The sequence below is a fragment of the Leptospira paudalimensis genome (assembly GCF_026151345.1).
Classification (GTDB): Bacteria; Spirochaetota; Leptospiria; order Leptospirales; family Leptospiraceae; genus Leptospira_A; species Leptospira_A paudalimensis.
Window position 1 is genome coordinate 240,920 of the sequence record NZ_JAMQPR010000001.1, and the last position, 18,302, is coordinate 259,221.

The following is an 18,302-nucleotide window of genomic DNA, read 5'->3' on the forward strand; positions in this document are numbered from 1 at the left end:
ATGCTCTTTCGAATATGAACCTAGTTCAATTCGTACAGACACCGTTTGGGAATTTTAATTTAGGGAATGTTCTTAATATCTTCTCACAATCCACCTGATTTTGTTCAATCTATGTTTCCATATAAACCTTTAGATTTTAAAAATTCTGGATTGTAAATTTTGGACTGGTATTTGGTTCCTGTGTCACATAACACGGTCACGATGGTGTGCCCTGGTCCCAATTGTTTCGCAATTTGGTATGCTGCTGCCAAATTGATCCCCACACTCCCTCCCATAAACAATCCATCCTCTCGGAGTACTTTTTGTAAGATACTAAGTGCCTCCTTATCATGGATACGAACCGCGTCATCGGCTGGCATTCCTTCCATATTTTTTGTGATCCTTCCTTGGCCTATTCCTTCTGTGATAGAAGAACCTTCAATGGTAATGGTTCCTGTTTTCACAAAAGAATACACACCGGATCCAAGTGGGTCACAAACGATACATTTGATGTTTGGATTTTTGGACTTAAGATACAAAGCGGTTCCAGCATACGTACCACCAGTTCCGATGGATGTGGTCCACACATCTATTTTCCCTTGGGTTTGTTCCCAAATTTCAGGACCAGTGGTTTCAAAATGTGCGTTTCGATTGGCAAGGTTATCAAATTGGTTCGCCCAAAGTGAATTGGGTGTTTCCTTTGCAATTTGTTCTGAGACACGTACATAATTTCCAGGATTTGTATAAGGAACTGCTGGAACTAGAATCACCTCAGCACCTAATGTTCGTAACATTTCGATTTTTTCTTTCGATTGGGTTTCTGGAATGACAATGATCGTTTTGTACCCTTTTGCATTACAAATATGAGTGAGCCCGATGCCTGTATTCCCAGCCGTACCTTCGACAACCGTACCACCTTTTTTGAGAAGGCCTTTTTTTTCTGCATCTTCGATGATGTACAAAGCTGCCCGATCTTTGACAGAACCACCTGGGTTTAAGAATTCTGCTTTGCCGAGAATTTCACAGCCAGTTTCTTCGCTTAATGAATTGATACGTATGAGGGGTGTATTTCCAATTGTGCCAATAAATCCGTTTCTAATATCTGTTTTCATGAGAATACACTTGACTCCTTATCATTAGACATCAATTTCCAAGTTTATGTACAAGTCCCTTCGTCAGTGGTTTGCACCAGCACCCGCGATCCCACAAAAATCGAAAGATGAAATTTCAACTCTTTATCCAAAACTAAGGTTCCAAGTATTAGAGTCGACTTTCATTGGTTATACGGTATACTACTTAACACGTAATAATTTTTCTCCCGTTTCGAAAGAAATTGGGGAAGCATTGTCATATTCCAAATCTGATTTGGGTGATATCTTAGCTGTAACTGCCATCACATATGGAATTGGAAAATTTTTTATGGGTGCACTATCCGATCGTTCCAATCCTAAAAAATTTATGGCAGTAGGATTATTACTCACCGCCATTCTAAATTTTTCATTTGGATTTGCGAATCATTATTGGATCCATTTAATTTTATGGGGAGCCAATGGACTTGTACAAGGAATGGGTTGGCCTCCCTGTGGTCGATCCCTGGGGCATTGGTATTCGGTTAGGGAAAGGGGTACTACATTTGCTTTTTGGAATATTGCACATAATATTGGAGGGGGGATTGTAGGAGTTGTTGCTTCTCATTCTGCAGCAAAATTTGGTTGGCAATATGCTTTTTTTGTGCCGGGTGTGATTGCCTTACTCGGAAGTATTTATTTGTACATTCGACTTGTGGACACACCTCAGTCTGAAGGACTTCCGCCAATAGAAGAGTATCGAAATGATTATCCACCAGAAGAAAAAGAAAATCATGAATCAGAATTAACCACCAAACAACTGATTGTTGAGCAAGTATTATTGAACAAATACATTTGGTTATTTGCCATCATCAATTTTTTTGTTTATATCGTCCGATATAGTTTAATTGATTGGGGTCCAACATATTTAAAAGAAACAAAAGGTGCTGATTTACTCGGAGGAGGTTATTCCACTTTGATTTTAGAATTTGGTGGAATTGGATCTACTATTCTTATGGGATGGGTATCCGACAAGTTTGACGGAAGAAGGGGAATGGTTAGTTTACTTTGTATCATTCCTATCTTTTTTGCATTTTTAGGAATTTTATTCAATCCTCCAGGTAATATTTGGATCGACTATGTTCTGTTTGGTTTGATTGGTTTGTTTATTTACCCACCAGTGATGTTGTTAGGTGTAGCGGGTATGGATTTTACATCCAAAAAAGCGGTTGGTACGGCCGCTGGTTTTATTGGGTTATTTGGATCACTCGGACGCACCGCACAAGGGAAAGGAATTGCTGTTTTATCAACAAATTATTCCTGGGATGTTGCCCTTGGAGCAATCCTTGTTTCCACTCTCATCGCAATTTTCCTTTTGATTTTTAGTTGGAATCTGCGTCCAAGAGGTTAAATCAATTGACGAACGAATTGTTTGGAATTCAATTTACGTGTTATGAATCTAGGCAAAAAAATCTCAATCGGAATCATTGGAATCATCGCAGTCCCCCTTGTCTTGGCAATATTTTTACCTTCGAATTACCAAGTAGAAAGGACAGTTGACATATCAAAACCAGCAAGTGATGTATTTGCATTCATTCGTTTGTTAAAGAACCAAGACCAATACAGTGTATGGGCAAAACGGGATCCCGATATGAAAAAGATTTTTAAAGGAGAAGACGGAACAGTTGGTTTTGTTTCTCGTTGGGAAAGCCAAGTGAAAGACGTTGGTGTCGGTGAACAAGAGATCAAAATGATCAATGCGGAAACATTAGAAATGCAAACCGAACTTCGATTTTTTGAACCGTTTGAAGGAACAGAAAGAAGTTATATGAAAGTTTCTTCTTTAGATCCCAAAAAATCAAAAGTAATTTGGGGTTTTGATGGATCCATGCCTTATCCTTTTAATTTAATGTTACTCTTTATGAATTTTGAAGAAATGATTGGAAATGATTTTGAAGAAGGTCTTTCCAACTTAAAACAAGTATTAGAAAAATAAGGTTTATTTCCCCTTTGAACAAACAAAATATCTATTGGCAACTCTACCAAGAGGATCCCATCATCAAACCAGGATTTCCATCTCCGATCCTGGCAGATCCTAGTTTTTTATTTCCTGAATCTTGCCCAGATGGTCTGTGGCATCTCTTTGCGCATAACATCTTCGGTGTGTTAGAGTATATTTCTGAGGATGGTATCCATTGGAAAAAAAAGAAATCCATTGTTAGAAATGCAATGCGACCTTTTATCTATTTTGAAGATGGAACGTATTATTTGTATTATGAAAAATACAAATTTTTACATGTCCTCATGTCTTGGTTTCCATATCGAAAATGGAAATCAAAAATTGAAGTGAAAACGAGCAAAGATTTAGTCCATTGGTCAGCTCCTAAAACCGTTATCGTACCAAAATTTCCATTTCATAAAGATCCAAACTTTGGTGAATCCGTGAGTAACCCTTGCCTTGTGAAATTTGGAAATAAGTACAGAATGTACTTTTCATCATCACTTGTAATGATTCCGGATTGTGGGTTTTGTGAACCAAAATACATTACGGTTGCAGAAGCCAGTTCCCCACTAGGTCCATTTTCGTATTTTTCAGATCCGATTTTGTCACCTAACGATATGGATCCATTTTGTAATTTGGGTGCAGGTTCCATTAAAGTGATCCCTTGGAAAGGTAGATACTTAGGGTTTCAAAATGGAATTTTTTGGAATCCCGTTAGGAAAGAATCTTGTTCGGCAATTCTATTTTTACAAAGTGAAGATGGAATCAATTTTGAACGAATCAACCAAACTCCGATCCTTGGGCCCACTGGGCGTGGTTGGAAAGCAAGCCATGTCTATGCTTGTGATGTGAAGTATTCGGAAGCCGAAAATATTTTTATTCTCTACTTTAACGCAAGAGACAAAGCACATTGGACAAAGGGAAAAGAAGCCATTGGACTGTTTGTTGGAAAGGTGGAAGAAACAAAAGAGAATCGTAAATTTAAGTCCACTTCCCAATCAAAAAAACAAGTGAGTCGTTCGCTTAAAAACAAACCGAAAGAGAAAGTGAAAGTGGCCACAAAAAAGATTCTATCAAAACCTAAATCAAAGAAGTCTAAATCCAAATGACAAAATCACTGATCGGACATTCAAAAGACTTAGGAGATAATTTTATCATTCGTCGTGTTCTTCCTGCCTTAGAAAAAAGGTCAGTAGGCCCCTTTGTTTTTTTTGATCACTTTGGACCTGTACCTGTGGTCACTGGTGAAGAACTTGTTGTCCGAGCCCATCCACATATTGGACTTGCTACCATTACTTTTTTGTATGATGGAGTGATTACACACCGAGATAGTTTAGAAGTAGAGATGGACATTCGACCCAATGAGACCAATTGGATGGTCGCAGGTTCTGGTATTGTTCATAGTGAACGATCTAAGTTTGATCCTAAATATGAAGTATTAGAAGGAATACAAACTTGGATTGCACTCCCAAAAGAGAAAGAACAGATACCTCCAAGTTTCCAACAACTTTCTGAAACAGAAATCCCTGTGATGAAACAAAAAGGATTAACATTTCGTTTGTTAGGTGGCAAATTTTTGGATTTAGAATCATCTGCAGTTGTACATTCACCACTTTTTTATGCAGACATCGATATAAAAATGGATGCTGGCCAAGTAGAATGGCAACTTTCATCTGAAGAAGAAGCTGGATTGTACATTGCCAGAGGTGCCATAGAATCAGAAGGGGAATCTTACTCGGTTGGAAGTATGGTTTTATTTGAAAAGGGAACGAAAGTATCCTTTAAAGCAAAACAAAACAGTCGTTTGATGTTACTTGGAGGAGAACCTATGAAGGAAAAACGTCATTTGTATTGGAACTTTGTCTCAACTAGCCAGGAATTGATTGATTCTGCTAAGGAAAGATGGGCAAAGGATGAATTTCCAAAAGTTCCAAACGAAACAGATCGGATTCCTTTACCCAACTAAATTTTATTTTTTATTTTAAAGCATCTGCTGCTTTTTTGTATTCGTCAGCTTCCGCACGGAATTCTTTTGCAAGATTCAAACAATGTTCTTTGAATTTTGCTTCGGAAACTGCTTTCCCACCTTTATTGCCAGCCATCTTTTCGTGGCGTTTTGCATTTTCTTCTTTTTCTTTTGCCATTGCATTTAGGTAAGAACGTGCTGCTTGTTTACTTTCTGGGGAATTTGCCTCTTTTATCATCAAATTCTCAAGATCAGACAACGCAAATAGCGAAGTGGAAGCTAACACGAGTAAAATGGAAATAAGTTTTTTCATAGAACCTCTCTTTACTCCATTATACCAAATGAATAGAAAAGTCAATAGGTCTTGTTATTGATATTTTACAGTATCGGTGCCACTGGACATAAAAGCAAGTTTTGTCCCAGGGGTAACACATGCTTGAATTGTCTCAGTAAAACCAGAAGCAGTCACAAAAAAAGTTTCTCCAGTTCCAACCGTTCGATTGAGTTCTGGGAAATAAATGGATCCGGAAACCGTGAAAAATATTCCAAAACAAACTGGATCAGATAACGGAGAAAAGGTGAAGTTTTGAGCTTGGTTGAATTCCCAAGATTCAAGCCTGAATTTGTCATTTGAAGTGAATAAAAATCTAGGGAATGGATGGTAATGTATCAGTTCTTTTTTTAGTTTTTCGTCGCCATTCGATTTTGAAAAATTTAACACGGAGAATGCTTTTTCTAAATGTAATTCTCTTGGTTTACCATCATCTCCAATTCTGCCGTAATCATAAACTCGGTAAGTAGAGTCAGAGGATTGTTGCACTTCTAAAAGTAAAACTCCACCACCTATCGCATGTATGGTCCCTGGATTTAAAAGAAATACATCGCCAGGTTTTACTTTCCATTTTTTGAGAACTGATTCTCCTAAATTTTCTTTAACGAGTGCTACATATTCATTGCGGTTTGTATGAATGTCAAATCCTACAACCAGTTCTGCCCCAGGATCTGCTGATAAAACATACCAACATTCTTTTTTACCATTGGACTGTGGATCATATTTGAGCGCATAATCATCGTTTGGGTGAACTTGGACAGATAGTTTTTCTTTTGCATCAATGACTTTTACGAGTAAGGGTAACCCTGAATTCGAAAATGGTTTTCCTAAAACTTCGTTGGGTGCTTTTTGAATGAGTTCAGTTAACGGAAGATTTGAAAATTCTGGATTTTGGATTTTAGAAACGTCAGAACCATAAACGGAAACTTCCCATGATTCTCCAATCAATCCTTCAGGGATACTTCGTCCCATGTGTGATTCCAGTTTCCTGCCACCCCAAATTTTTTCTTTATAAATTGGGGATAGAAATACGATTTTTGGAATCCTCTCCATTGGTTTCCTTTTTAGACAGCGGTCTTTGTCCGTAAAGGGATATTTTTATGGATGAGAAGTTTCACCCGTAGGATTTTTTTCTTAAAATGTGTGAAAGAATCAGGGCGAAATTTGGAAAGATCAAATTCAAAGATTTTGGATGGGATTAGAGTCGAAACTGGAAATTCTACATTGAGTTTTCGGTATCCTTTATAACTACCTCGGCCATTACACGCAGGACAATGTGGGTCACTTCCCATACAATCACGACATACAATTCGAACGGTAAGTGGGATCACGGCAATCACGGGTCGCAAAGTTTCCGATTCTTTTAAATCAATCACCAAATCATAATCAATGCCCGTAACCTTCCTACGATCTTTATTGCGAAAACCTTTTCTCATCAGCCCACGTTTGGCAAGGTCAATGATCCCTGTTGTAAATCGTACGCGTGATACTGGTAAAACAATAGGATGTTCTTCTAGTTTGCGTTTTAAAAAAGCTTTTGCATAATTTTTTTTGAACTCATCATCATACTGTTTTCGTGAATTACCAGTTAGAGTTTGGTACGCAAAATGAATGGATTGGAACTTGGCATAGGAGCCAGAGATGGGATTGTCGGGGTGGTACAGTTTAGCGAGACGACGGAAAGAAGATTTAATTTCTTCCGTCGTTGCTCCAAAAGGGATTTCTAATACTTCGTATAAATTGGTGTTTTGCGGTGGCATTAATTAACAAATCCCACCTAAATTCAACTAAGGTTCTTCGAAATCTCCACTCACAGAGATTTCCATTACAGATTCAGAAACCATTTTTGTTTCGAGTTTTCCTTTTGCTTGGATGTAACGATCAATGTTTCTTGCTACTTCACGGAGCCTGTCACGGTAAGCGGTTGCCAATCGAATTCGTTCCCAAGGGCTTTGGATTTTTTCCAATTCATAATTGAGAGTGTTGTCGTCAGCGTTTGTAACAGTGCGTACGGAAAGGATTAGTCCTTTCACTCCGCCAGCTGTACTGTTTTTGAGTTCGCGGTAGGTTGTGACTGGGTCTTTTCCTTTATCCGTTAATGACTTACGGGACCAAAAGGAAAGTTCATCAAGGGAAAAACCACCACCTTCAGCACCACCGCCACCTTTTAGTTTCATTACAAAACGGCTGTGCATCACATAACGTGGCTCATAAGGTAAGTGGATTTCACGTGCACTCGAAACTTGACCATACCGACTATCTTTGATTTTTTTCTCAAAGCTAAGGAACTTGATCTTTTCATTGATCATGGCATGGTAATCATCCACTTCCTTACCGATACGATCGATTTTTTGTTGCTGTTTGGCATTATAAGGGATGAGAGCGATGCTTCCATCTGGATTCAATTTATGGGAATCTGCTTGGCTCACAGGTTCATTTTTTTCATCCGCGGCAAAAAGACCAACGGTGAAGAGGAAGGTAAAAATTAAGACAAACGAGGTACGCATACGAACTCCCAGATAGTAAACTCTATATCTATTTTCGACTTTTGAAATGAAATTATTAATTTGTTAAAAATAAGGTTGAACAAAAAACGTAAAAACAGGACGCTAGCGGTAGGTCTCCCATGGAAATAAATCTGAAAAAGAATGCAGACGCTTTTGTGATCAGCATTTCCGGAAGTTTGGACATTTACACTTCCTTGGATTTTAAAAACTTCCTCGAAACCAATATCCCAAGCCAACCTTCGAACAACCTCCACGTCATCATCAATTTAGAGAAATTGAACTACATTGACTCTTCTGGGATTGGAATGCTCATCAAACAGCTGAATTATGTCCAAGAATTGCAAGGGAAGTTCTCCATTGCCAATATGAAACCAGCAATTGAGAAGGTGTTTAAGGTAGCAGGGCTTACTAGTTACTTCCAAACCATTGGAGAAGACGAATACCGCGAAAAATACGCGGTATAATCAATCCTTCTCGTCCAAACGGTTTTCGACTACAAACGCATCCCAAATCCCCCAAAAACGGCCGACTGAGTTTTGACTCGGCACTAAATCGACGTAAATTTTGCCATCTGGGTATTCAGAAGGTTCCAATGGGATTTCCACAGGATTCTGAAAACCCTTCGTACGTTCTGTTAGGATGGCACGTTTGGGTTTTCCGTTCACAAAAATTTGTAACTTTCTAGGTTTGAACTTTGATCCCTTAAGTGGTTTGTACATCGTTAAGTCCAAATACAGGTAAACTGTGGATTTTGTATCACGTGGTTTTTCTAATAAAAAACGAAGTCCCGATTCAGGCACCATCCGACAAATGGAATCTTGTAATCCCAAGTAGGGTCCATCCGGTTCCAATTCGTAGGACTGGTAGATGGCCCATGTTTTCAGTTCGGGGAAGGTAGAAATGTCTTCGGGTAACAATCCTTCCTCCAATCCAAATTCTTGTTTGGGAATTTTGGAATCGTCTGCGAAGAGTGCACCTATCGTTGATAAAAAGATTGCCGTAAAGAGAAGGATTCGTAGTTTCAATGGTAGCACCTATACCAAGTATCGGATTACGAGACAAGTCCCCCTTTGAAAATTATTCGCTCTTTAGAATCGATCCAAAATGAATTCCAACTCGGCTCTTCTTTGACACTTGGAAATTTCGACGGAATCCATGTGGGTCACCAAACACTTTTGTTACGGACTGTGGAAAAAGCCAAGGAACTTGGAATCCCTTCGGTTGTGGTTACCTATTATCCAAACCCAGCAGTTGTGCTTGGGAAAAAACCAAACTTTAAATACCTCTCCTCGGAAAAAGAAAAAGAGGAACTCATACGCGGGTTTGGGATTGATTACCTCATCGTTTTAGATTTTACCATCTCTCTCTCGAAAATGTCTGCAGAAGAGTTTTTAGAAAAAATCATGATCCAAACCTTACATGCCAAACACATAGTGATTGGTTATAACCATTTTTTTGGTGCTGAAAGAAGAGGTGATTTTACTCTTCTTGATTTACATAAATCTAATTATGGTTATGCGGTTGAGTTAAGAGAAGCAGTTCTAAAGAAAGACAGTAAAATTTCATCCTCTCTTATCCGAGGTTTCCTCGACAAAGGAGAAATGGAAGAAGCAAAGATTTTACTCGGACGAAATTATCATATCTCTGGAACCGTGGTAGAAGGTTCCAAACGTGGTCGAACCATTGGATTTCCAACGGCAAACCTCCAAGTTCCAAGTGATAAACTTTTACCCTCGGTGGGTGTGTATGCTTGTTTTGTGAAGTTTGATGGAAAAGACCACAAAGGAATGGTAAACATTGGATTTAATCCCACCTTTGATGGGTTAGGTTTACATGTAGAAGTAAACATCTTTGATTTTGACGGAAATTTATACGGCAAAGAAATTGAACTGGAAATGGTAAAAAAAATCCGAGAAGAACAAAAGTTTGATGGTATTGATGCTTTAAAAAACCAACTTAACAAAGACAAAGACACTAGTTTGTCGATATTGGCACTTCGGTAAACTCATAACTAAATGTGGTGAAGGTCGGTGAAAGTCAAAGGTTGACAACGTGGTATGTTTTTCCTTTCCGTTTGATTTTACCTAGAATTGATTTGTGATTAGATTCTTTTTCTAAAATGGAATCCAAGGATAATTTAGAAACGGCCCAATCTTCCTTTAACTCATCAAAGTAAAAACCACATTCCAGTTTGTCAGAATTTTTCATTAGGATGACATGTTTCTCTTTGGATTCCCCTTCTTCCATGAGGATAAATCCAGGTCCTGGAAACATTGGAATTAATTTGTCTTTGATTTTGATTTGTTTTTTAAAAGCAGGAATATTTCGAAGAATGCGATAGGATTTTTTAGGTAATAAGAAATTGACTCCTTCTAACACATAACAGATAAAAACAAGTTTTCCTGGGGACGGTTTGGTTGGATTTGTTTTTATCAAATTGGATGCATTCTTCACTCTTTCGGTGAAGGATAAACTTATGTTTTTTTGATTGGAATCCGTTTCGTTTTGTTTTTGATTCACCAATCGCTTAGCAATTTTAGCGATTCGATTTTTTAAGGCAGAATCTAAAAATTCTATTTTGTCTTCGGATTTGATTTTATCTAAGATGTGGTAAAGGGAATCAAATTCTTTTTGTTTGTAATCATTTTTGATTTTGAATTTGATGATTTCAGCACTGAGGCGTTTGCTTCGTTGTAAAAAATAAGGAGACTCATTTGATTCTGAACATTGGATCAGTTTTTCAGACAAACCCACTAACTTGGAAATTTGTTCGTTCACTTGCCGTTCCAAAACTTCCAAATGGATGAGTTCATCTTCCAACTTCACTTTAGTTTGGAAGAACTCATCTACATCCAGAATTTTTTTGGTAGGTTTCATTCGAAATCTTAATTCGCAAACTTACGTTTTTTAATCGATAAAATGATTCCAACAGCAGTCATTGCCATCACTAAGTGGGATCCACCGTAACTCATAAAGGTAAGTGGAACACCTGTTACTGGGAGGAGACCAATTACAATTCCAACATTGATGGCAATATGGAAAAAAATCATGGCAACAATCCCCGCGGCAAGGAGAGATCCAAACCTATCCTTACTTTCAAAACTGATTTGCAAACCACGTAAGGGTATGGACATCAAAAAGAAAAGTAACAGAACACTTCCAAAAAAACCAGTTTGTTCTGCCCAAGAAGCAAAGATAAAGTCAGTTCCTGATTCGGGAACATGAGGGATTCTTCCCTCTGTCATCTCTCCATGGAAGAGACCTTTACCAAAAACTTTCCCTGAACCTACAGCTGGTTTGGAGGCACGGAGTTGGTACCCCGCTCCTTGTTTGAATTGGTCTGGATTTAAAAATGCAGTGAGTCGGATCACTTGGTTTTCTCGGAAAGGAATGGATTTGTGAACAGCAATGGCGGAAAGAACCGAAAGCCCGAGGATACCAATCGTGATGTAATAATTTCTAAGATGACGTGAACCACGAGCAATCCGTATAAAAATCATCACAAGGCTAATGAGTGTTAACGTTCCACCGAGACCAAACATAAAAGCTTCATTGGATAAAATTTTATATCCAATACTTGCGTATTCATCTTTTACGATTTCTGCTGCTTCACGGATCATTTGTAAGTTTTTTGGATTTTCAATGCCTGGGAGAGTGAGACCAGATACTTTTTTACCATCTAGAATCAGCCAAATTTTTCCTTGGAGTTGGTTCACCAACGATACTAGTTCTGTTTTGTTGTCTTTACGAAGTAAGTCAATGAGAGGTTGGACAAGAGTAAGTTGTGAGTACGCTAAGTACATTGGAACCATAAGGGAAATTCCACCGAAGGTAAGAAGGGATCCAACATGGAGAATATCTGCACCACCTAAGTACAACATAGTAAATAACATTGGTAAAAAGGAAACAGCAGTTCCAAAGTCTGGTTGTAAAATGATGAATAACATTGGCACCAAACAAATGATAAACGGAATGATCAAAACTGTAATTTTGTGCATCTCCTTTTCTTTCATCACTAAGTACTGGCCAAGTAAAATCACAGTTGCCAATTTTGAAAACTCAGAAGCTTGGAGAGTGATTGGACCAAGTTTTAACCAAGACCTGGCACCACGACCAGAAGGTAGGTAACCAATCCCAGGGATGAGTGTTATGATCAGAAGGAAAATGGAAAATAGGTATATGAATAGAGCATAGGAACCAATCAATTGGTAATTGATCCTAGACATAAACCACATTGCAATGAGACCGACAAATACGAAGGAAAATTGTTTGTACCATCGTCCAAGTCCATCAGCTGTATTTGCTTCTTGCGTGTAAAGTGTGAGGACTCCTGCCATCGCAACTAACACAACAGAGAAGATTAAAAAATAATCGAGTTTTTCTGTATTACGATCAGCCATTAAAATGCCTCTTGTTCGACTGGTGCTTCTTCTTCCATGGTTTTGGCACGGGATCTATCAGTTCGTGGGAAAGATCCTGGTGGGAAAGCTGCTTTAAAAACTTCCCTTGCCGCAGGAGCTGCTGATGCTGCACCACCAACTCCATATTCAACGAATGCCGCAACTAAGATCTGTTTTTCGACAGGTGCATTTACGGGAGCATACCCTATGAACCAAGCGTGGTTTGAGGAAGATGCTCCTCTACGTCTTGTTTGTGCCGTTCCTGTTTTACCTGCAATCTCAGGTAACGTTGGTGAATTGAGAACACCAGATGCAGTTCCTGAATACCCAACCAAATACAATCCTTCTTTCAAAGCTTCCACAGTGGATTTTTTAAGTGGAATATCGCGTAAAATGGTTGGTTCTGTTTTTTGGATGAGAGAGTTGTCAAGTGGGCTTCTAATTTCGGACACAACGTACGGTTTGTATATTTTTCCATTATTGACCACTGCCATATAAAACAATGCCATCTCAATTGGTGTGACTGAAATAAATCCTTGTCCGATGGATAAGTTTACTGTATCTCCATCAAACCATTTGTTGCCATATGTTCTTTTTTTCCAATCGGAACTTGGGATAAAGCCAGTGGCTTCTCCAGGTAAATCAATTCCTGTTTTTTTGTCTAAACCAAATAACCGAGAGTAGGCGAGGATTGGTTCCGCACCCAATTTATAACCAAGTTGGTAAAAGTACACTGAGTTTGATTTTTCAAGTGCTTGTGCTAAATTAAGATCCCCATGGTTTTTTTTGTCCCAGTTGTAAAACACTTGGTCTGGAACCCCTTTGAAGGTTGACTTTAAGGTAAAACTTGCTGGGCAAGAAAAGGTTTGTTTGGGATCAAAATTGATTTTATGTTCACTTTCCATTGCAGCAAGTCCCACCAAGGTTTTGAATGTGGAGGCTGGTGGGAACCTAGATTGGATAGCTAAATTCAAAAACCCACCATTGTTTGTGACACGAGTGAAGTGGTTGGAACGTTCGAGTTTATTTTTCCCAGACAAAATATTTGGATCATAGGAAGGGTTGGAAGCCATGGCTAAAACTTCACCAGTAGTTGCTTTGATCGCAAGGACTGTTCCCCTAACACCCTTTAGTGCTTTGTAAGCAGCAATTTGCATGTCTCTGTCGATTGTGAGGATTAAGTTATTTCCAGGGACAGAGTGTTCAATGACACGTTCTTCTTCGATGTTACCTTCTGTATTTCGTTTCTGTATGCGAAATCCGTCTTGGCCACGAAGTGTAGTGTCGTAAAGGGATTCTATCCCCCCTTTTCCAATCAATTGGTAGGTTTTGATTTCTTTTTCTTGTAAGTCACTTGTTGTAGGTTTTCCCACATAACCGGTCACATGCGAAAGAGCTGGTCCCATGTGGTATACCCGCGCAGGTGAGGAAACTAAATACACATAACGATTGATATTATCTAAAACTAAAATTCGTTCTTGTTGTTCCCTGGAGATCCCTTCCAGTAACACAAAAGGTTCTCTTGATCGGATTTTTTTAATCAATCGTGATTCTTGTAATTCTTTTTCATAATAAACGATCGGAATCGAAAGAGCTTCACAAAATTTGTAGATGAACTCTTTTACTTTTTTGGCATCGTTTTTGAGTAAACTAGTATTCAAAATCACATCTAGAGATGCGGAATTGGAGACAAGAGGTTGGCTTGTTTCTGGTGTTAAAAAATTACGATCAAAAATATTACCACGATCTGCAGGAATGGATTCACTTCTGCGGACAAATCGTTCGGCTTTGAGAGAGTTTTCGCTCCCTTGTACAATCTGTAAGTTGAATAATTGTAAAATATAAGCAGTTAACGTAAATACAATCATCCCTGTAAAAAAGTACAATCGTTTACGGAAACTTGCTTCTAAACGAAACTCAGATGCCGACTGGCTCATTGCCGCACCTCATCTCCATCCAATCGGTATGCCCAAGAGAATAAAAAGAATAATGCAGGTCCTAAGAACGCATTATAAAGAGAAACATACAAAAAGGAATAACTATGGTTTGAGTGAAAGAACATTAAGAATAACAAATAAGTGATGAGTCTTGATACAAAGGTAAGTCCCAAAACATAAATTGTGATGGAGATATAGTTTTCTGTATAAGAACTTCTAAGACCTTTCCCAACGATGTAACCAATGATTGCATAGGAAAAAGAATGAAGTCCAATTTTGTAATACACAATATTGTCTCCACCAATTTCACCACCAAGTGCAGTATCGGTGAGTAAGCCTCCGAAAAATCCTAACCAAAGTCCGTACATAGGTCCTTTTCTAAGTGCAAAGAACACAACAAAAATGACCATAAAATCAGGACGGATTGCATTACCTAATTCGAATACGTTTGAGCCATTTAGAAAATGAGCGAGTAACATTCCTATGATGATAAATAATTTATCTAAAATCATGGATTCACCTCCCTAGGTCCTTCCAAGTTTTGGGGAGAAGGAGAAGGTTCTGACGGTGAAGTAGGATTTGAGCTAGGGTTCGTACGACCTGTGTTTTGTGTGCCAAATGTACTTGGGTTTCCAAATCCTTGGGTTCCTTGTTTTTTCTCTTTTTTATTATAATCTTTTTCTTTAGGGAAATCAATTTCACCAAAGTATGGCCCTTCAATTTGAATTGTTTTTTCAGCTGGCCACTCTTCTCGCCACTTTTCAGGTAATTTTTTTAAGACAATCACGTGTAATAATTTATCAAATTCAACAAACGGACGTAAGATGGCTGTTTTAAAGGAACCATTCCTTGGTCCTTCTTCGATGATAGTTCCTACAGGAATGCCTGGCGGGAAAACTCCAGATCCACCGGAACTAAATACGGCCTTTCCAATTTTACTAAACCCTTCTGTAAACATGGTGTTCTGTGAAGTTGGTGGAGGGTTTGGTCCCATTGGGAAATTGCCAATTGCTTTTGGATCAATCACAATCCCTGAGTCAATATAATCTAACAAAACATCTGTTCCGCGACCACTGTTTCCATTGAGGGAAGCCCATAAATTGGTTCCAGGGATGGAGACACCCATGGAAAAATTGGAATTGATGATGGGTTGGATGACGGCAGATCCTTTTGAGACGGCAATGATTTTACCAACAAGGGCTTCAGTGAATTTACCTTTTTCGTCTAACGCACGTGCTACGACTGGCATATAAGGTTTGATTCCAGATTCTGACCCTTTATTGATGATGATCGTACGATAAATGGCATTCAAACGAACACTTAGCACTTCTGCACGAACCGATGGATACTCGGATCTGAGAGGAAAGTTTAACTCTTGTCTGAGGATTGCATTTTCTGCTTTGAGGCGTTCTACGTCTTTGGAGAGTTGTCGGTATTCTTCCATCACGTTCAAACAAGAATCACGCTCTTCTCTAACCCGTTCGAAGGACTCGAGTTTGTTATAACTACTTTTGATGAGGGATCCAAAGGAATCAAAGGACCCAGAAAAAAAGTCGCCTACACCCTGAAAGCTGGCAATCCCTCTTACCATGAAGTTGCCGTTCCAAATTAGGGAAGTAAAGGAAAACAGGAATACGAAAAGTAGGGAGAACAATTCGTCATTTTGATTGATGCGATTCCACTTCATGGACTTATGTCACATTAATTTTCGTGGAAAGAATATTTCAAGCGAGAATCGGAATTGGTCCGTTTTTCATTCAAGAAGTTTCTGTCCTTTGGTTGGGGCGGAAAAAGAAGGTGGAACCGGTCTCCATTTCCACACTGCCATGGATGGATTGGAATCCTTTGGGTTCCCTGTACACCGTAATCTTGGTTTGGTTCGGTGCGCCCGTGTTTCGTTTGGTTGGACTGAACCTGATTCTGACCTCTGTGAGTCCAGGGTCGACCACTTGTGCCAAGTAAGAATCCTTTCCCCAGTGGACGAGAACAAACTCTCTGACTCCAAAGACTTGTGATTTTTCACGGGCAGTTCCCAAAAATTTTGCCACGAGGGATAAGAAGGTTCGTTCTTCATCTTGGTCGAGTTGTGAAACAAATTGTAAGAGGTGGGCCCGTAAGTATTCTTTCGCATGGTTATGTGCAAGGAGTACACGGTGGTGACGGTCCAACTGGTTGTAGAAGGTTTGGAGGAGGGAACGTTCCACTTGGTTACAACCAGCTCGGAACGCTAGTCGGTCGAGGCGTTTACGATGCATTTGGATGAGTTCATACCGGTGCGTGAAGTAGGCACTGATCCGAAAGGCAAAGTAAAAAAATAAGATGAGACCTACCAGTTGTAGGAGAACTAATTCTGGATTTCCCTTCCAGATCCAAACTGGTTTATCCGAAAACATTGATTGTTAGACGAAAGGAAATCCCGTGAGCACCAAGGTGACTCAAATCTTGGAGTGAATCTTCAATGTTTGAATGGGGCATACTGAACAATGGATATGCTTGGATTTTCAAATTTTGATTTTAGGGTGTACTCGTTTGCAATTTGAGTGAATGGAATTGGTTCACCAGAATATTTACTTTGGATGATGCTGATCTCTGAACCTGGTTGTCGTTTACCAACTTCTTGGATCATTTCGCGGAACGATTTGTCTTCAAAGGCAAGTATATTTTTACCAGATAGATACAAATCGGATAGACTCATCAGAGCTCCCATATCACGGACAAAAACAAGCTCAGTTTTATTTTGTTTTAATAACTTATAATTTAAATCATAACCCTTATAGATTGAAAAGGAAAAATTGAAACTCATAAGGAAAGTGACTATACTCCAACCATAAAGAATACCGAATCCGATTTTTTTATTTAACGTATCTAGATGAACCGTATGGAAAATCAAAATCACTAAAATTGGATATAAAAAATAGGCAAATCGTAATCCTAAATAATACGTTGCCGATGTGGGTGAAACAAATAATAAGATAGGAAGAGAGAAGAGCAATGTATAGAGAAATTTAATTTCAGAACTTTCCTTTTGGTACTGATGGAATCGGAACTGAAACAAAGCCAATACCAAAATTGGCATTTGAAACAATAGAGGGTTAAAGTAAAATGGAGAATAAAAAAATAAATTTCGAATGAGACCTGAAATTCTCTCTCCAAACGAAACATAATGTATGGGATCAAATGCTTTAATCCCAAGGGGATGGTGTACCAATCCTTGGTTGAGTATCAAAATCGGAAGGATACTGGAAATGATACCAAAGATTGCAATCATCACTTGGTTCATTGGTTTTTTGATTCGATCTACTGAAAGATTGTAAATAGCCAATGGATACACCAATAAATTCACACATGTTTCGGGTCTGAATAAAAAGAGAAGTCCAATGAAAAAACCACTCATCCAAATTTGGTGTTTGTTAGGTTTTAGCAAGAGCCTATAGATAGCAAATAGGAACAAAAATCCTGTCAGTATATGTTCTTCTAAATCAAAAACTGCGGTTCCATAGGAAGTTCCAAATCGAATTAGAATCAATGAGAGCAAAATTTTCCAAAAATCCAACTTGAGGATTTTTCCAATTTGATACATCCAATACAGCATGAAAGCAACAAGTATATGTTGGAAAACTACGATCCCAATTTGTCCTGCGAAAATCGTTGGGAAATACATAATATAAGAAAGTGCGAATGGGAAAAGATAATAACAGGAACCATTTTGAACTGTGATCACTCCTGAATTTTTTGTCTGAACAAAATCAGGATCAAATTCTTTCCCAGGATAGGAACAGGTAATATCTCTAAAATTTTGAGCTTTTAAATCTTGGATTTGGATCCATTTGAATCCAGCATCACCGTAAAAATGAAAATCAAATCCGTAAAACGATTGTGGATTTACTTCCATGTTTAATTCGATCAGATTTTTTTTATGAATTTTATGGATTTGGAAGATTCCAATTAAAAATGAAACAAAAGTGGAAAAAACAATGAGTATAAGAACAATTTTTTTTTCATTTAGGGATCGAAATATCATGATTGTGGTGCGATGGTTTTGGGTCTGTGTTTGGTTCGTAGGATTAGTTGAAACTTAAATCTACTTTCCTAGGAACTGCAATTCATTTTATT

General features: G+C 38.5%; 19 protein-coding genes. 6 read left to right on the forward strand and 13 right to left on the reverse strand.

Going from position 1 to position 18,302, the window contains the following annotated elements:
• Positions 1 to 104: 104 nt before the first annotated feature.
• Positions 105 to 1,091 (reverse strand): cysteine synthase A, encoded by a 987-nt coding sequence (locus tag ND855_RS01200; RefSeq protein ID WP_265356825.1) that lies wholly within the window; start codon positions 1,089 to 1,091, stop codon positions 105 to 107.
• A 46-nt stretch (positions 1,092 to 1,137) separates the two neighbouring features.
• Between ND855_RS01200 and ND855_RS01205 the strand changes: the two genes are divergently transcribed.
• From ND855_RS01205 to ND855_RS01220, 4 genes are read left to right on the forward strand one after another with little or no spacing between them, the layout of a single operon-like run.
• On the forward strand, positions 1,138 to 2,457 hold the full coding sequence (locus ND855_RS01205) for an MFS transporter (RefSeq protein WP_265356826.1): 1,320 nt from the start codon (positions 1,138 to 1,140) through the stop codon (positions 2,455 to 2,457).
• Positions 2,458 to 2,499: 42 nt separating this feature from the next.
• The gene (locus tag ND855_RS01210) at positions 2,500 to 3,042 is read left to right on the forward strand and encodes an SRPBCC family protein (protein WP_265356827.1); all 543 of its coding nucleotides are present in this window, start codon (positions 2,500 to 2,502) and stop codon (positions 3,040 to 3,042) included.
• A 14-nt stretch (positions 3,043 to 3,056) separates the two neighbouring features.
• Positions 3,057 to 4,157, forward strand: coding sequence for a family 43 glycosylhydrolase (locus tag ND855_RS01215; protein WP_265356828.1), 1,101 nt, complete (start codon positions 3,057 to 3,059; stop codon positions 4,155 to 4,157).
• Complete coding sequence (locus ND855_RS01220; protein ID WP_265356829.1) at positions 4,154 to 5,014, forward strand: pirin family protein; 861 nt, start codon at positions 4,154 to 4,156, stop codon at positions 5,012 to 5,014. Before ND855_RS01215 ends, ND855_RS01220 begins: the two co-directional genes overlap by 4 nt.
• A 10-nt stretch (positions 5,015 to 5,024) precedes the next feature.
• Here the strand turns inward: ND855_RS01220 and ND855_RS01225 are convergent, their stop codons facing one another.
• The 4 genes from ND855_RS01225 to ND855_RS01240 are packed head-to-tail and all read right to left on the reverse strand — an operon-like array spanning position 5,025 to position 7,852.
• Positions 5,025 to 5,327, reverse strand: coding sequence for an LIC_10421 family protein (locus tag ND855_RS01225; RefSeq protein WP_265356830.1), 303 nt, complete (start codon positions 5,325 to 5,327; stop codon positions 5,025 to 5,027).
• A 54-nt stretch (positions 5,328 to 5,381) separates the two neighbouring features.
• On the reverse strand, positions 5,382 to 6,398 hold the full coding sequence (locus tag ND855_RS01230; RefSeq protein WP_265356831.1) for a type I phosphomannose isomerase catalytic subunit: 1,017 nt from the start codon (positions 6,396 to 6,398) through the stop codon (positions 5,382 to 5,384).
• 11 nt (positions 6,399 to 6,409) lie between these two features.
• A complete protein-coding gene (locus tag ND855_RS01235; protein WP_265356832.1) occupies positions 6,410 to 7,105 on the reverse strand; it encodes a DnaJ domain-containing protein in 696 nt (231 codons plus the stop codon).
• Positions 7,106 to 7,132: 27 nt separating this feature from the next.
• Entirely contained in the window at positions 7,133 to 7,852 is a 720-nt protein-coding gene (locus ND855_RS01240; protein WP_265356833.1) for an LIC_12936 family protein, read from the reverse strand.
• A gap of 119 nt (positions 7,853 to 7,971) precedes the next feature.
• On the opposite strand from ND855_RS01240, the gene ND855_RS01245 reads away from it, so the two are divergent.
• Positions 7,972 to 8,316: an STAS domain-containing protein gene (locus ND855_RS01245; RefSeq protein ID WP_265356834.1), complete on the forward strand. Its 345-nt coding sequence runs from the start codon at positions 7,972 to 7,974 to the stop codon at positions 8,314 to 8,316.
• On the opposite strand, the gene ND855_RS01250 is transcribed toward ND855_RS01245, so the two are convergent.
• Entirely contained in the window at positions 8,317 to 8,886 is a 570-nt protein-coding gene (locus ND855_RS01250; RefSeq protein WP_265356835.1) for an LIC10729 family protein, read from the reverse strand.
• A 36-nt stretch (positions 8,887 to 8,922) separates the two neighbouring features.
• On the opposite strand from ND855_RS01250, the gene ND855_RS01255 reads away from it, so the two are divergent.
• The gene (locus ND855_RS01255) at positions 8,923 to 9,855 is read left to right on the forward strand and encodes a bifunctional riboflavin kinase/FAD synthetase (protein ID WP_265356836.1); all 933 of its coding nucleotides are present in this window, start codon (positions 8,923 to 8,925) and stop codon (positions 9,853 to 9,855) included.
• 34 nt (positions 9,856 to 9,889) lie between these two features.
• On the opposite strand, the gene ND855_RS01260 is transcribed toward ND855_RS01255, so the two are convergent.
• From ND855_RS01260 to ND855_RS01290, 7 genes are all read right to left on the reverse strand, one after another.
• Entirely contained in the window at positions 9,890 to 10,729 is an 840-nt protein-coding gene (locus tag ND855_RS01260; RefSeq protein ID WP_265356837.1) for a hypothetical protein, read from the reverse strand.
• An 8-nt stretch (positions 10,730 to 10,737) separates the two neighbouring features.
• Positions 10,738 to 12,252, reverse strand: a complete 1,515-nt coding sequence (gene rodA, locus ND855_RS01265; protein ID WP_100725883.1) for a rod shape-determining protein RodA — start codon at positions 12,250 to 12,252, stop codon at positions 10,738 to 10,740.
• Positions 12,252 to 14,189 (reverse strand): penicillin-binding protein 2, encoded by a 1,938-nt coding sequence (mrdA, locus tag ND855_RS01270; RefSeq protein ID WP_108960677.1) that lies wholly within the window; start codon positions 14,187 to 14,189, stop codon positions 12,252 to 12,254. The genes rodA and mrdA overlap by 1 nt, the downstream gene beginning before the upstream one ends.
• On the reverse strand, positions 14,186 to 14,701 hold the full coding sequence (gene mreD / locus ND855_RS01275; protein WP_100725885.1) for a rod shape-determining protein MreD: 516 nt from the start codon (positions 14,699 to 14,701) through the stop codon (positions 14,186 to 14,188). Before mreD ends, mrdA begins: the two co-directional genes overlap by 4 nt.
• Positions 14,698 to 15,876, reverse strand: coding sequence for a rod shape-determining protein MreC (gene mreC / locus ND855_RS01280; RefSeq protein WP_265356838.1), 1,179 nt, complete (start codon positions 15,874 to 15,876; stop codon positions 14,698 to 14,700). The genes mreD and mreC overlap by 4 nt, the downstream gene beginning before the upstream one ends.
• A 70-nt stretch (positions 15,877 to 15,946) precedes the next feature.
• The gene (locus ND855_RS01285; protein ID WP_265356839.1) at positions 15,947 to 16,582 is read right to left on the reverse strand and encodes a hypothetical protein; all 636 of its coding nucleotides are present in this window, start codon (positions 16,580 to 16,582) and stop codon (positions 15,947 to 15,949) included.
• Between the two features lie 62 nt (positions 16,583 to 16,644).
• Positions 16,645 to 18,210, reverse strand: a complete 1,566-nt coding sequence (locus tag ND855_RS01290) for a hypothetical protein (protein WP_265356840.1) — start codon at positions 18,208 to 18,210, stop codon at positions 16,645 to 16,647.
• Positions 18,211 to 18,302: the final 92 nt, after the last annotated feature.

Coding starts and splice junctions, on each gene's coding strand:
- ND855_RS01200 (WP_265356825.1), bottom strand. CDS start 1,091: ATGAAAACAGATATTAGAAACGGATTTATTGGCACAATTGGAAATACA.
- ND855_RS01205 (WP_265356826.1), top strand. CDS start 1,138: ATGTACAAGTCCCTTCGTCAGTGGTTTGCACCAGCACCCGCGATCCCA.
- ND855_RS01210 (WP_265356827.1), top strand. CDS start 2,500: ATGAATCTAGGCAAAAAAATCTCAATCGGAATCATTGGAATCATCGCA.
- ND855_RS01220 (WP_265356829.1), top strand. CDS start 4,154: ATGACAAAATCACTGATCGGACATTCAAAAGACTTAGGAGATAATTTT.
- ND855_RS01225 (WP_265356830.1), bottom strand. CDS start 5,327: ATGAAAAAACTTATTTCCATTTTACTCGTGTTAGCTTCCACTTCGCTA.
- ND855_RS01230 (WP_265356831.1), bottom strand. CDS start 6,398: ATGGAGAGGATTCCAAAAATCGTATTTCTATCCCCAATTTATAAAGAA.
- ND855_RS01235 (WP_265356832.1), bottom strand. CDS start 7,105: ATGCCACCGCAAAACACCAATTTATACGAAGTATTAGAAATCCCTTTT.
- ND855_RS01240 (WP_265356833.1), bottom strand. CDS start 7,852: ATGCGTACCTCGTTTGTCTTAATTTTTACCTTCCTCTTCACCGTTGGT.
- ND855_RS01245 (WP_265356834.1), top strand. CDS start 7,972: ATGGAAATAAATCTGAAAAAGAATGCAGACGCTTTTGTGATCAGCATT.
- ND855_RS01260 (WP_265356837.1), bottom strand. CDS start 10,729: ATGAAACCTACCAAAAAAATTCTGGATGTAGATGAGTTCTTCCAAACT.
- rodA (WP_100725883.1), bottom strand. CDS start 12,252: ATGGCTGATCGTAATACAGAAAAACTCGATTATTTTTTAATCTTCTCT.
- mrdA (WP_108960677.1), bottom strand. CDS start 14,189: ATGAGCCAGTCGGCATCTGAGTTTCGTTTAGAAGCAAGTTTCCGTAAA.
- mreD (WP_100725885.1), bottom strand. CDS start 14,701: ATGATTTTAGATAAATTATTTATCATCATAGGAATGTTACTCGCTCAT.
- mreC (WP_265356838.1), bottom strand. CDS start 15,876: ATGAAGTGGAATCGCATCAATCAAAATGACGAATTGTTCTCCCTACTT.
- ND855_RS01285 (WP_265356839.1), bottom strand. CDS start 16,582: ATGTTTTCGGATAAACCAGTTTGGATCTGGAAGGGAAATCCAGAATTA.
- ND855_RS01290 (WP_265356840.1), bottom strand. CDS start 18,210: ATGATATTTCGATCCCTAAATGAAAAAAAAATTGTTCTTATACTCATT.